The sequence below is a fragment of the Campylobacter anatolicus genome (genome assembly GCF_018145655.1).
GTDB lineage: Bacteria > Campylobacterota > Campylobacteria > Campylobacterales > Campylobacteraceae > Campylobacter_A > Campylobacter_A anatolicus.
Genome location: NZ_JAGSSY010000002.1, coordinates 166,373 through 180,115 on the forward strand (window position 1 = coordinate 166,373; position 13,743 = coordinate 180,115).

The 13,743-nt window shown below is 34.9% G+C and carries 10 protein-coding genes; 3 read left to right on the forward strand and 7 right to left on the reverse strand.

All coding sequences use genetic code 11. The features are described 5' to 3' along the window. Positions 1–395: 395 nt before the first annotated feature. Positions 396–560, forward strand: coding sequence for a hypothetical protein (locus KDE13_RS03975; protein WP_212140699.1), 165 nt, complete (start codon positions 396–398; stop codon positions 558–560). Between the two features lie 125 nt (positions 561–685). Here the strand turns inward: KDE13_RS03975 and KDE13_RS03980 are convergent, their stop codons facing one another. The 6 genes from KDE13_RS03980 to KDE13_RS04005 are packed head-to-tail and all read right to left on the reverse strand — an operon-like array spanning position 686 to position 9,599. Beyond that, positions 686–3,436 carry a M16 family metallopeptidase gene (locus KDE13_RS03980; protein WP_212142909.1) on the reverse strand — a complete coding sequence of 917 codons (2,751 nt, stop codon included), beginning with the start codon at positions 3,434–3,436 and terminating at the stop codon, positions 686–688. Continuing rightward, positions 3,433–4,656 (reverse strand): DUF4857 domain-containing protein, encoded by a 1,224-nt coding sequence (locus KDE13_RS03985; protein ID WP_212142910.1) that lies wholly within the window; start codon positions 4,654–4,656, stop codon positions 3,433–3,435. The genes KDE13_RS03980 and KDE13_RS03985 overlap by 4 nt, the downstream gene beginning before the upstream one ends. Further along, positions 4,653–5,342: a hypothetical protein gene (locus KDE13_RS03990; RefSeq protein ID WP_212142911.1), complete on the reverse strand. Its 690-nt coding sequence runs from the start codon at positions 5,340–5,342 to the stop codon at positions 4,653–4,655. The genes KDE13_RS03985 and KDE13_RS03990 overlap by 4 nt, the downstream gene beginning before the upstream one ends. Next, positions 5,342–6,184: an ABC transporter ATP-binding protein gene (locus KDE13_RS03995; protein ID WP_212140703.1), complete on the reverse strand. Its 843-nt coding sequence runs from the start codon at positions 6,182–6,184 to the stop codon at positions 5,342–5,344. The genes KDE13_RS03990 and KDE13_RS03995 overlap by 1 nt, the downstream gene beginning before the upstream one ends. Positions 6,185–6,192: 8 nt before the next feature. Further along, the gene (locus KDE13_RS04000; protein WP_212142912.1) at positions 6,193–7,005 is read right to left on the reverse strand and encodes an energy transducer TonB; all 813 of its coding nucleotides are present in this window, start codon (positions 7,003–7,005) and stop codon (positions 6,193–6,195) included. Next, entirely contained in the window at positions 6,999–9,599 is a 2,601-nt protein-coding gene (locus KDE13_RS04005) for a TonB-dependent receptor plug domain-containing protein (RefSeq protein ID WP_212142913.1), read from the reverse strand. Before KDE13_RS04005 ends, KDE13_RS04000 begins: the two co-directional genes overlap by 7 nt. Before the next feature lie 158 nt (positions 9,600–9,757). On the opposite strand from KDE13_RS04005, the gene KDE13_RS04010 reads away from it, so the two are divergent. Continuing rightward, entirely contained in the window at positions 9,758–10,726 is a 969-nt protein-coding gene (locus tag KDE13_RS04010) for a putative transporter (protein WP_212140706.1), read from the forward strand. Between the two features lie 2 nt (positions 10,727–10,728). Here KDE13_RS04010 and KDE13_RS04015 read toward each other — a convergent pair whose 3' ends face one another. Beyond that, positions 10,729–10,995 carry a hypothetical protein gene (locus KDE13_RS04015; protein ID WP_212140707.1) on the reverse strand — a complete coding sequence of 89 codons (267 nt, stop codon included), beginning with the start codon at positions 10,993–10,995 and terminating at the stop codon, positions 10,729–10,731. Positions 10,996–11,099: 104 nt separating this feature from the next. Between KDE13_RS04015 and KDE13_RS04020 the strand changes: the two genes are divergently transcribed. Beyond that, positions 11,100–13,550, forward strand: coding sequence for a molybdopterin-dependent oxidoreductase (locus KDE13_RS04020; RefSeq protein ID WP_212142914.1), 2,451 nt, complete (start codon positions 11,100–11,102; stop codon positions 13,548–13,550). Positions 13,551–13,743: the final 193 nt, after the last annotated feature.

The following is a 13,743-nucleotide window of genomic DNA, read 5'->3' on the forward strand; positions in this document are numbered from 1 at the left end:
CTTTAGCGTATTTGCTTTTTCAGATTTAGATACGGTAAATTCAACATTTTTACTGTAATTTGTATGTTGCAAAATACACTCAGCTATATAGATATAACATCAATGATACATTTTTGATATAGCCATCTGGCATTGTGGGATATCCTTAAGACTAAATTTTGTAAATATTAAAATATCCTTGAAGTGAAAATAAAGAGTGTGTAAAGATAATGGCATATGTTTCACAAAATGAAAATTTCAAACATAAACAGACCGCTTTAAACACATTATTTTTACTCGTACCACACACCTTGGTGTATTTGAAAAAGCAAGTCAAGAGGATATAAAGATCGTTCAAAAATATATACAAATGCTTGGCATTAGTTAGCTTGAGAATAAATTTATAACGAAAATGAGTGGCTCAGATATATGCAAAACAGCTTTTAATAGTGGCTATCATGGTGTCAACTACGCACAATCGGGACTTTGCGATACTTCTTGATAGTCTTGTGGCTTTAGTAAAAGACGGCGGTGAGGCGGCAATTGATAGTGTAGATGAGATAATAAAAGTGATAGCTTAAGTAGATTTTATGGCATTGACTTAAACATCAGTGTATCTAAAGTGTAGATAGAAAGCATTGTCTGACATCCTTTGTAAATTTAAAATTTTCAATAGCTTAAAGACAAAGTTACCCTTGTCTTTAAGCTATTTTTTATCATTTGGATTGTTTATGCTTACTATTTGATTGCTTCTATCAAGATAAATTTTTGCAGCCACTGTTATATCATCATTACTGAGCGAATTTATCATATCTTTATACTCATCAAGATCAAAAAGCTCATAGTTGTATAACTCGTGATTTATGATATTTCTCTGCCAAAAGTCTGGCTGATCATAGTTTTTATTTATGCTTAGTAGGGCTGATTTTTTATAATTTTGCAAGTGCTGCTTATTTATCGCACCATTTGCTTTAATATCGTCAAATATCGCCCAAACTTCACCTAAAATTTTATCTACATTTTTTGGCGAGCAAGTAAAGCCAATATTAAGAGTGGAGTGTTCATATGGGTATTTACTTATGTTTATGCCGAGTGAAAATCCATATGTTTCGCCATTATCTTCACGCACTTTCTCACGCAATGCCATACGCAAAACGGCACCTAATGCTTGTGCTTTTATAGCATTTTGACGTGAATATTTAGCATTTTCATTTATCAAATTTATATTTACTTCGCTCTTTTGTGATGTTTGATAGTCGCGTTTAAAAGTATGTTGTCCGCGGATACTTCGCACTCCGTCATCTACGAAATTTTCAAGCTCTTTTTTACTCGGTAAAGTGGCTATATATTTTTGCAAAAGTGGTTCGATAATATGCATATCAAGATCACCAACCAGCACAAAAATATACGATGCGGCATTTGTAAATTTATTATTTACGATATGTTTAAGCTCATCTATGTTTAGCTCAGTTATATCGCTTTTTTCAAGTGGTCTTGTGCGTTCATTGTTATTATAATAAAACTTCACAAACTCGGTACTGAATTTATAATCAGGCAATTTTTCATTTTTTGCAAGATTATCAAGGCTTCTAGTCTGGACTAATTTTAGCACCTTTTCATCAAGTCTAGGCGAGTTAAACTCTAAATTTATCGCTTGAAAAAGATATTTTAGATCGGCTGTATTTGAGCTACCATAATACCCTTGCGAGAGTGTATCTATGTTCTTTTGATAGCTTATGTGTTTACCGTTTAAAATTTTGGCGATCTCATAGTTGTTAAACTCTCCTGCACCACTTTGGTTTGATACCTGTGTGGCAAATCCACCATCTTTTGGGTGAGCTAGATTTGAAATTCCACCTTTGCTTATAGCAGCAAAATTTATATAATTTTTACGAGTTTTTAGATCTTTTAATATGACTTTTGCACCATTTTCTAAGATATAAGTATAAATTTGATGTTTTGCGTCAAATTCTGTGCTGACGATACTTTTTGGCTTTATGTTATCATCTATGAGCGAAGCTGCGATAACCTTTGGCTTTGTGTGTCCGTTATATGCGGTAGCATTGTTTTTAAATGCTCTAAATTTATCCATATCTAACTTATATCCACTAGTGCTAAAAACACTCACACGCATATCATTAAGTGCCAAAATTCGCTTAAATTCAGTGTTTACCTCTTCTAAACTTATCTCATCAAGTAGCTTTAAATTTAGATCTTTTGCGTCTTCATTGCTAAGTATTGTATTGCCACTTTCGATGCCGCTGACGATCTCTTTAGCGTAAGTATCTGATTTTTTGGTTTTACTCTGTTCAAATCGCGTGTTTGTAGAGTTTATAAAAGATTTTTTAACATCTTTAAATTCGCTTTCAGTAAAGCCGTATTTACTAACACCATTTATAACGCTTAGCATATCGCTTAAAGTAGCGTTAAAATCGCCCTTTATAACGTTTGTGTCAAAGCTATACATAGTTTGTTGGTTTTGTAGATTTGGGCGTGAGAAGCTGACGTTAAATAGCGAGTTTTCTTCGTTACTTTTACGTTCATAAAGTGCTGAAAGCAGACTCGATATATAGGAATTTATTAAATTTTTACGAGCAGTTTTTTCATTTGTGCGTGGCTCATATCTATCAAAATAGCTTATCCTTATAGTGTTTGTGCCAGTTTCGTTTGTATCGTAGTTATAGATACTTAATCCATTTTTAAATGGAATATTTTTGCTTGGGTGTTCGTAGGAGTTTGTATTTTTAGCACTACTTAAATTTTGTTTTATAAGTTTCACGATTTTTTGTGTGTCAAAGTCACCTACTGCTACAAAGCTCATAAATCGTGGCTGATAAAGTCTGTGATAAAACGCCTTTATCTCATCTGCACTGACGTTTAGCACAACGTTCATATCGCCAATGGGTGCTTTGTCTAGATAGATGCTACCGTCAAAAAGCTGCTTTGTTTGTTTCTTATATAGCCTATATCCAGGAGTATTTCGCTGACGAGCCTCTTCGATGATAACGCCACGCTCTTTTTCTAGCTCATCTGGACTAAATTTTACGCCATCCATCCAGTTGTTAAAAACTTTAAAAACGTCGTTTAAATTTTCATCATTTACAGCGATTGTGAGATTATAAGATGTACGATCATAGCCGGTTTGGGCGTTTAGATCTGCTCCAAATCTAACACCCAATGCTTCAAGCGTTTTTATAAGCTCATTTTTGTTAAAGTCGCGACTACCGTTAAATGCCATATGCTCGACAAAATGAGCCAAACCACGTTCATTTAGCTCTTCGTCGGTCGAGCCTGAGTTTACCACTAGATAAAAATACGCCGTCTTTGACGGAAGGGCATTTTGTTTGACGTAGTATTTTAGTCCATTTTCAAGTGTGCCCTGCAAGATACTAGGATCATCATTTAATTTAGCAAACAGACTAATAGTTGTAAAGATAATTAGTAAAAATTTTCTCATTTATATTCCTTTTTTATACCATAAAATATTTCTGCGATAAGGCCATATATTCCAAAAATCGCTATAAAAACACTATCCGCAAAGGCTTTACGCTTTTTAAAAGCCAAATTATAAGCAAAAAACCCAAATGCTAATAAAACCGATATGAAAACACTTTTTGCACTAAAATTTATAAATTTAAATTCATAAGCATAGTCATCTTGGACGATACTAAGCTCAAATGGCAATACATAAGCTTTTAGCTCACGAGAGCTCGTAGGTGGCGTAAGCTGTGTTGTGTTTTGTTTTATCACGTTGTAATCTAAATCCATAACATAAGTTTTTATCTGCTCTTTTGTTGTAAAGCTTAAAACTTTATCCACAGGAGAAATGGCTAAGTTTAAATTGGCTTTAAATGGCTCATATTCGTCATTTGGAAGATTTATAAATTTATAGTCATAACTAAGTAGTCCTATCTCGTTGCTCGTTATTACAAGAGCATAAAACTCACGCCTTTTGTTTTCGCTTATGACCATCTTTATGATGTTTGGCTTTGTGATATTTGTATTTTTTATCCAAAATTTATTATCGTTAAATTTAAGGTGAAATATCGTGTTTGTGCTATCGACTACAAATGCACCTTCATCAAATTCTTTCATCAAGCTTGGGTTAGAGAAAAATGCCTTCGCTGGTAGTTTAAAGCCCTCATCTAAAAATGCTTTGTTTAAATTTTCGCTTAAGTTTTTATCTATTTTATTTATATCTGTGTTAATCACGTCAAAGCCATTTTTACTGCCCAATCGTATCAAAAATGGTGCGTATTTGAGTCTGCCATAAAGCTCATCAGGCTCGATTAATACGTAAAGGTCAGGGTATTTTGCTTTGTTTGAAGCGTATTTTAAATTTAAAAATTGCGAATTTTTTACGATTAAAGAAGTATTATTCTCATACATCTTAAATTTTTGTGGAAATTTACCCTTTTGTATCAAAACATAGTAATTTGTAAATGGCTGAAGCTCTAAAAATTTATCTTCACTAATCTCATTACCGCCGATGATCTTAAAGCTTTTTGTATTGTCTTTACGATTTGTATTTGAGTATATAAACTCATCTATAACAGGTGAGTATCTTACGCGTTCGAAGCTATAGTTAAGTGGCATAAATAAATTTATAAAAACAGGCAAAAAATAGCTTAAAATCAGAGCAAAAATGCCCATTATGATGAAATTTAAGATTCTCATTTTATATAGCCTTTTTTATAATTTTGCAAAGAAAGCACAAGTAACGACAGACAAAATACCCAACATATAAGAGCGTATATCCATAAATTTGAGTTAAGATAATAAAGGCTGGAGTGTCCTACGTCAGGATTTATCTTAAAATACAAAAACAATATCGCGACGCCACTTGCGATACTTGCGATGATACGTTTTAAGCTCGGTTCTATCATTACACTTTGAGATAACAAAAAGAGTGCAGTGCTAAAGATACACGAGTATATAAGAGTGCTGATGAGTGCGTCTCTTAACTCTGGCTGGAAAAATTTAGAAAATATGCAAAATATCACGGCAATCTCGGTTGCGAATATGACGAGCAAAAATATAAGTGGCACGAGTGTGATTGTCAGCATATTTTTAGTGTAGCTATGCGGAAATGCCAATTGCACTCTTATGCGTCCATTTTGTCTTTCAAAAAACATAGACATAATCCCAATTATAACGCCAAATGCTAAATTTAGCTCATCTAAATGGTTGTAGGTAAATTGTTTATTATAAATCACTTGAAGCGAATACATCATCGTGCCAAATTTGTTAAAACCACCGACAATTTCAAAATACACCCACGCACAGCAAAATGCGATCATTGCGACAAATAGCCAAAATGCAAGGTTAAATTTATAAAATTCTTTTAATAAAATATGTCTCATCAATATCTCCCCACAAGCCCTAAAAAGGCCTCTTCAAAGTCAAGATTAAGCTCTTTTGCTCCGCTTATAGGCTCATCAAAAAAGCCAAAAATTTGATTTTCATTTTTTAAGCTTAGAACATTTTGTATATTTGAAATTTGGCTTAGATCTACGCTTTTTTCAAGTGAGTAGCCTTTAAATTTATCTCTAAAATCGCTCAAAGTAGCACAATATGGCTCCTTCTCACGCCTTAAAACAATGATGTCATCGATGAGATGATGTAGATCGCTTACGATATGTGTTGTCATTAAAACCGTTTTTTTGCCATCTTTTATAAATTCGCTTAGATACTCGACAAAAAGCCGTCTATATCCAGTGTCAAGTCCCATAGAGTAATCATCAAGTATAAGTAGCTCTGGATCTTGGGCAAATATAAGCCCTAAAACCACCTGAGAGCGTTGTCCGCACGATAGAGTGTGAATTTTTTGTTTTTCGCTTACGCCCATTTTGGCGATCAGCTCGTAGTAAAGGTCCTTTTTCCATCTATTACCGTAGTGTGTAGCATAAAGGCGTTCGATTTGAGCTATACTAAGATAGTCGTAGCATACGTGTCCTTCGTATAAAAGTCCGATTTTGGCTTTCATTTGTGGTGTCAGCTCATCGGCGTGTTGTCCATAAATTTTACAGCTACCACTTTGTGGGCGTAAAAATCCCATAAGGATATTTATCGTCGTACTTTTACCAACACCGTTTTTACCGAGCAATCCGACGACTTTGCCACGCTCGACGTTAAAATTTAAATTTTCATATATTTTTTTATTGCCATAAAAGTGCGTTAGATTACGGCACTCGATTATATTCATTAACTCTCCTAATGTTTATATAGGTTAAAATTTATAGGTAGCATTATATCCATGCCGATAGCCTCAAATGGGAAGTCCTTACATGCGTTTGTTATGATATTTAGCGTATGTCTGTCTAAAAATGCATACCCACTCCCTTTTGTTATCTCTAAAATTTCAAATTCGCAGTATCCTTTTAGCTTAAACCTAGCAAAAATTTTACCTTTCATGTCGCCATCTTTTGCACGTTTTGGATATGTTTTGTGTTTTAAGATTGCAGCTTGAACTTCACCAAGTATCGTTTTAGCGGTAGCTTGTTTATTTGCGTCTAAGACCCCTGACTGCTTTGAGCCTCCGTCGTTTACGGTTTCGTTATTTGCCACGCTTTGACTGGCTGGAGTGCTAGCTTTTCTTGATGGCTCATTGTGATCTTTACACGTTTTTTTAACAATTTCAAGCTGCTTTTTTGGCTTTGGCTTTTTTAAAATCGGCTTTTTAACTACATCTTTAACTATCTTATCTTGTGTCTTTATGACCTCTTTTATTTCTTTGATATCTTCTATGATGGGTTCTGGTTCATAATTTGGTGGTTTTACCTCTTGGACGGCTTGGGCTAAGATACTTTGTTCTGCCTGTTTTTGTGAGGCTTGAAGCTCGTCTTGACTATTGTTATTTGAGATTTGAGACAGTTTTATAGACATAACTTTTGTAGTTTCGTGCCTATCTGCCATAAGTATATTGTTTTTTGTAGCATATAATCCAAATCCAAAAAATACCGAGTGCAAAGCAAGCGATAACGAGAACGATATCGCATTGTTATATCTTTTTGCAAAATTTACCATTTAAGTCCAGCTTCAAGCCAAAACTGACGACCAGCTTCGTATGCAACTGCTGTTGAAGTTGTTGTAGCAGTTTGTGCCTTATTGACTCTATCTAATATATTTGTAATATCTAAATTTATAAAAGCCGTTATATCCTTTGGAAGTTTGTGTGTATAGTTTATTCGCATATCCCAAGTGTATCTTTTGCCTAGTTTTACCTTTTCGTATTTATCATACGAATTGCCATTTATTCTTTGTGTGCCAGTTCTTGCTGTGGCATCTGTGCTACCTCTGTAGTTTAAAAAATTTGATATTGTTAAATTTGCTTGTGGTATATGCGAGACTGTTGTTGCTGTTAGCACCCAAGGATCTGCAAAGTCATTTACTGGAAGTTCGTTGTAGTTTATTAACTTTCCATCATAATATACTATTTTGTTATTGTTTATTATATCTTCGTCGATAGATGAGCTATAAACGCTTGCATTTCGCTTTTGTTTAAGATTGCTATAAGCTATTTCAATATTATGATCTGTATTATAAATTTTAAGTGACTTTGTATTTTTAAGAGTTACATTCCAAGTTTTTGTATCTCTCCAACCGTTATTAGAGTATGTATAGCACGCCCTTGAGTAGCCATTTGTCGTATCGCAAGTAACGCCAACGGCATTTGCACGTGAGCGAGTTACTATATCTCTAGCTTTTCTATCTATATATTTTACGCCGAGCGTAAAATCTGCAAATTGTTGAGTTATACTATATGAGGTTTCATCATCATAAGGTATATCAAGCTGACGAAAATATGTATCATTTACGCCACTTCCCTCTTGATTCCAAGATGATATTGTTGGTTGGGTTCTGCGGTAGTATTTTACTAAGCTAAGCCTACCGTCGGTTAATACATAAGAGAACATATTTCTACCATAATATCTATTTCGTCCAAAGGCAATAATAGTACTATCATCTCCAAATATATCATAACTGGTGCTAAATCTTGGTGCAATTGTCTTTTTGTCCATATAATCATCACCACTTATCCTAACACCCGGTCTTATAGTTAAATTTCCTATATTAATTTTATCTTCTAGATAATAAGCCCAAGAAGTTGTTTTTAACCATACTTTTCCTGGACCATATACTTGTAGATATGCAAGATATTGTCCATTGCCACCAAATGAGCTATCTTTTGAGCAATATGGATCACCAGCCTCGCAGTTGTTACCATTAAGTGAGCGTGGTTGGCCAGCAGCTGTAAATTCCTTTGGTATCTCATAAAAAACATCTTGCCTTTTTATCTCAAAGCCTGTTATAAATTTATGCTTAGCCCAGAGTGCTTCAAATTCATTAAATTCTAGATCTAGATTATAATTTATTGTCTTTTGTTCTTGATTTATATCGCCAAAGGCTCCCTCAAAAGAGTTACCTGTGGGTACGCCCCAATCTTTAGCGTCTGAATATTTCCAAGAATTTGAGTATTGATTTGCCGAATCTCTTGATGTTTCTAGTTTTGAGTAGCTTATTTGTTGATTTATCTTCATAAAATCAAGATCATAATCGGTCTTTAAATTTAATGTTAAACCACCAGATGTTTGATCCATAAATGAGTCTTTTGCAAGTTTACGATACACCTTTGCAGTTTGTGGTGCATAGGTTATACTTGGGGTTATAGTAAGACGATCTGTGGCATACCAAAGGGTCTTTAAAAAATAATTATCAATGTTTCGTCTTTGCTTTGATATTTGATTAACATAATTACCATTTGTTGAAGTGGACGCATAAGTTTTAAGTGGTATTGTTGAGCGAGTATTTGTGTATCCAAACAAAAATCCCAAGTCATCGGTCAAAAATCCTTCTAAATTTAAACGTGTTGTATATTTTTTAAAATATGGTTGATTTGATGCATCTGCAGAGTTTTTAAAATCATCAGCTGTGTTGCCGTTTGTGGACTCTTCGTTGTTTATATGATATTTCGTCCAGCTATCTCTTGTGTGCGACATAGAAATTTTACCGTGAAATCCTGCTCGTGGATTGCGAGTTTTAGCATCTACCACGCCACCTGTAAAGCTACCATATTTAGCACTTATATCACTATCATATACATCTATACTCTCTACAAAGTCACTATCTATAGACATACCTTGAGATGCTGAGCTGATAGGATTCCAGATATTATTTGCATTTCTGTGAGAATATCCTTTGTTGCCACTTGGGTCAAGATCGTTGTTTATATTCATACCATCTATCATAAAGTTATTTTGATAATATTGTGCTCCATTTATGCTTATATCAGCTGGATCTATCTCGCCCATAGTTGTTGAGCGTTTATTTGAATTTGAAAACTTTACACTTGGATTGCCACGAAGTAGGCTTGTTATGTCGCCATTTCTAGCAGGAGTGGCGTCTATAAGCTCACGAGTAATTATATTTTTGCCACCAAAACTATCGGTTTTTGTTAAAACTCCATCATTAGATAATTTTGTTGTATTGGCATCGACGTTTATCTCTTCTAGCTCATATTGCGTTGTATCAGTAGCACTTAGATGCATTACATAAAGTAAAGTAGCGATTAAGAATAAAATTTTATTGCTACATTTTTCATTTTGCTTTTTATAGCTCATAGATTTCTCCTATTAAAATATTATTTTGAATTTTATTGTGAGATATTATCATAAAATTTTAAATTTATTGATATTAATTATGATTAAATTTATATTTTATAAAAAATTTATATTTTTAAGATACAATTTCGAGCTATTCTTTTTTTAAGGAGCTGATTTTGTTTTCATCATTTTTTAAAAGTAAAAAATGGGCATTATGGGCTTATGCCGGACTTTTTTTCTTATTGTTTTCACTCTACACGCAAACGCAAATGACAGTTATGATAAACGAGTGGTATAAAGAGTTTTATGATATGCTTGGCGATGTAAAAAAACATACCATTGATGACTTTTGGAGTAGTATCTATAAATTTGCTAAAATCGCCTTTCCTTACGTGCTCCTAGCCACTATAACTGCATATTTTACGCGTATTTGGGCATTTAAGTGGCGTGAGGCTATGACGTTTGAGTATGTAGCGTATTGGCGTAATGTTAAAAGAGATATTGAAGGTAGTTCTCAGCGTATCCAAGAAGATATCTACCGCTTTGCAAAGATAGTTGAGAGTCTTGGACTGCAAATAGCTCGTGCTATGATGAGGCTATTTGCATTTTTACCGATACTTTGGGGGTTAAGTGATAAAGTCGTGTTGCCGTATTTAAAAGATATTCAAGGTTCACTTGTCTGGGTTGCACTTGTTGTTAGTCTCGGCGGACTTATTATATCTTGGTTTGTAGGTATTATGTTGCCTGGACTTGAATATAATAATCAAAAAGTTGAAGCTGCTTTTAGAAAAGAGCTAGTTTATGGTGAAGATGATAAGCAAAATCACGCTCAAGTTGAGACACTCACTGAGCTATTTACTGGACTTAAATTTAACTACAATCGTCTATTTTTACACTACGGATATTTTGATATATGGCTAAATTTTTTCTCTCAGCTTATGGTTATAGTCCCACTTCTTATCATGGGTCCTGGGATTTTTGCTGGTGTTATAACGCTTGGCATTATGATGCAAGTAAATAACGCATTTTCGCAAGTTCGCAACTCATTTTCAGTATTTTTAAACAATTGGACAACTATCACGGAACTACGCTCTATCCATAAACGTTTGAAAGAATTTGAGATAAATATAGAGTATAAAGCCTAATTTTAGGCTTTTATATATGTTTGTATAAATTTATTAACGCTATCTGCTCGGTATTTCTCAAATAACTCTACAAGATTATTTGAGACGTTTAATATATCTATTTTTGGATCTTTTTCTAGATATAGCTTAGCACGGATCTGTTCTAGGAATTTTTGATCTTTTTCACATTTAGACGCTTTGACGGCACCTCGCACGATTGCGATAAAAATTTGATCTGATGTCGCATCTATCATCTTTATTAGTAAATTTCTAGTTTCATAATTTATCATTTGTTATTTCCTTTTCTTGAAACAAATTTTATACATAAAAAGTAAATTTATGCTACAATTTCGCTCTAAGACGCAAGTTTGCGTAACTGACACAAAGGTAAAATATGCAAAGACGAAATTTCTTAAAACTAGGTGCTTTAGGTGCGACTAGCCTAACGGCCAAACAATTAAGTAGCGTAGAGCAGGGCATTTTTGATGAGAAGATGGATTTATGTGCGAATAAATTTGGTGCGTTCTATGTTAAAACTATAGGTGGCAGAGTAGTTGATACGCAACCATTTGAAGGAGATGCTGCACCAACTGTACTAAATAACGCACTAAGCGATCATATTCAAAATGAAACTCGTGTGAAATACCCATACATACGCAAGAGCTTTTTAGCTGATCCGAACAATCCAAAGCCAGAGCTTAGAGGGCGTGAAGAGTTTGTGCGTGTAAGTTGGGATACAGCTATACAGCTAAGTGCTAAAATTTTAAAAGAAAATCACGATAAATACGGCTCAGAAGCGATTTACGGGCAGGTTTATCAGTGGGGTAGTCTAGGTAAAGTCGGACACGGACAAAGGACAGCAAAGCGTATGTTAAATGTCCTTGGTGGCTACGTAAATGAGCTAGGTGGCTACTCTTATGGAGCGGCTCAGACGATACTGCCACACGTAACAGGCTCAATAGATCCAACGCATAATCCAACTAAGTGGGAAGCTATACTAAAAGAGGCAAAAACCATCGTATTTTGGGGGACGAATCCAGTTGTTTCAAACAAAATCGCAATCGGCGTTCCTATGCATAACTCTTATCATTATTATGCTAAAATGAAAGAGCTACAGGAGAAAAAAGAGCTTAAAATTTATAGTGTAGATGTTTATAATAATGAAACTTCGCAATATTTAGATGCTGATTTTATCGGTGTTGTGCCGTGTTCTGATACTGCTATGATGCTTGGTATGTGTCATTATCTTTATGAGAGCGGTAAATTTGATAAAGCTTTCATTGACCGCTACACCGTAGGCTTTGATAAGTTTTTGCCGTATCTTTTAGGTAAAACTGATGGTGTGGTTAAAAACCTAGCTTGGGCGACTAAAATTTGTGGCGTTAGTGAAGCAAAGCTAAAAGAGCTAACTGATACCTTGGCAAAAGATAATGCTGTCATCGTTACAGGATATGCTATACAAAGACAACATCACGGCGAGATGGCTTATTGGGCTTTAATAACACTATCTGCGATGCTTGGACACATTGGCAAGATAGGCGGTGGCTTTGTGATGAACGATCAGATGCATAAAAATGCAGATGAGACCTACATTGCACCAAAGCTTAAGGCATTTAGTCCACAAGTTAGTGATAAATTTATCGCTCCAAATGGGGTTTTGTCAAAACCACAAGGATATGAGATGCCAAACTCACGACTTATTGATGCACTACTTGAACCGGGCAAAGAACTAGCTAGAAACGGAAAAATTTATAAACTCCCACATATCAGAGTGATATTTAATGCAAATGGCTCAACTTTTACACGTCATCAAGATACAAATAGAGCTGTGGCAGCACTAAAAAAGGTTAGTGCTATCATCACAACCGAGCCATTTTGGACATCAAATGCTAAATTTAGCGACATAGTGTTACCTGTGGCGTTAGAGTGTGAGAGAACAGACATTGAGTTTGCAAACTCTAGCGGTGAGTATTTATTTGCCATAAAGCCACTTGTAACGCCTATAGGTGAGAGTAAGAGTGACTTTGAGATAGCACGTTTGCTTTGCAAGGAGTGGGGGCGTGAAGAGGCATTTAGTGAGGGTAAAACCGAGCTTGAATGGGTAAAAGAAATTTACGCTGACGCTGCAAACAAAGCTCGTGGGTTGGGCGTACAGATGCCTAGCTTTGATGAGTTTTGGGAGCGTGGATATGTTAAATTTGATAAAGTTGATGAGAGTAAGCGATACTTTACAAACTACGCTGATTTTCGTGCTGATCCTAGCAAAAATCCACTTAAAACGCCATCTGGTAAGCTTGAAATTTACTCAGAGACTATCGCCTCTTTTGGCTATGATGACTGTCCGCCACATGCAACGTGGATGCCACCATTTGAATGGCTAGGCGATAAAAATAAAAAATATCCGATTGCTGTTAGTGGTGCTCACTCTAAATTTAGATTGCATTCGCAGCTAAATAACTCAGTTTTGCGAAATTATAATGAGATAAGGGAGCGTGAGCCAGTGCTAATAAGCCCTAAAACAGCTGCCGAGCGTGGTATAAAAACTGGCGATGTCGTAAGAGTTTATAACGATAGAGGCGAGATTTTATGCGGGGCATTAGTGAGTGAGATGGCACTTGATGATGTTATCATTATAAGCGAAGGTGCGTGGTATGACCCTATAAAATTTGGTGAAAAGAGTCTTTGTAAACATGGCAATATCAATGTCTTAACTAAAGACATTGGCTCATCAAAACTATCTCAAAGTAACACCGCTCATACAAGCTTAGTTCAAGTGGAGAAATTTAAGGGTAAACTTGAGCCTATAAGTGCATTTGATCGCCCTGTAACGATAGAAAATTTATAAATTTTTAAAGCTAGGAGTAAAATTCCTAGCTTTTTACTCTCAAATTACAAAAACGAGGTACTTTTTAGTTTTGATTATGGTAGCATTTGGAATTTTTACTACTTTGATTGCTCAAAGACGAAGAATCGTTTATCTTTAAATTTGAAAACTAAAGCGATCATCTGCATTATATGAATAGACTTATATTTGCAAA

Bases quoted from the DNA above. Each gene is read 5' to 3' on its own strand.
- KDE13_RS03980 (WP_212142909.1), bottom strand. From the start codon at position 3,436: ATGAGAAAATTTTTACTAATTATCTTTACAACTATTAGTCTGTTTGCT.
- KDE13_RS03985 (WP_212142910.1), bottom strand. From the start codon at position 4,656: ATGAGAATCTTAAATTTCATCATAATGGGCATTTTTGCTCTGATTTTA.
- KDE13_RS03990 (WP_212142911.1), bottom strand. From the start codon at position 5,342: ATGAGACATATTTTATTAAAAGAATTTTATAAATTTAACCTTGCATTT.
- KDE13_RS03995 (WP_212140703.1), bottom strand. From the start codon at position 6,184: ATGAATATAATCGAGTGCCGTAATCTAACGCACTTTTATGGCAATAAA.
- KDE13_RS04000 (WP_212142912.1), bottom strand. From the start codon at position 7,005: ATGGTAAATTTTGCAAAAAGATATAACAATGCGATATCGTTCTCGTTA.
- KDE13_RS04005 (WP_212142913.1), bottom strand. From the start codon at position 9,599: ATGAGCTATAAAAAGCAAAATGAAAAATGTAGCAATAAAATTTTATTC.
- KDE13_RS04015 (WP_212140707.1), bottom strand. From the start codon at position 10,995: ATGATAAATTATGAAACTAGAAATTTACTAATAAAGATGATAGATGCG.
- KDE13_RS04020 (WP_212142914.1), top strand. From the start codon at position 11,100: ATGCAAAGACGAAATTTCTTAAAACTAGGTGCTTTAGGTGCGACTAGC.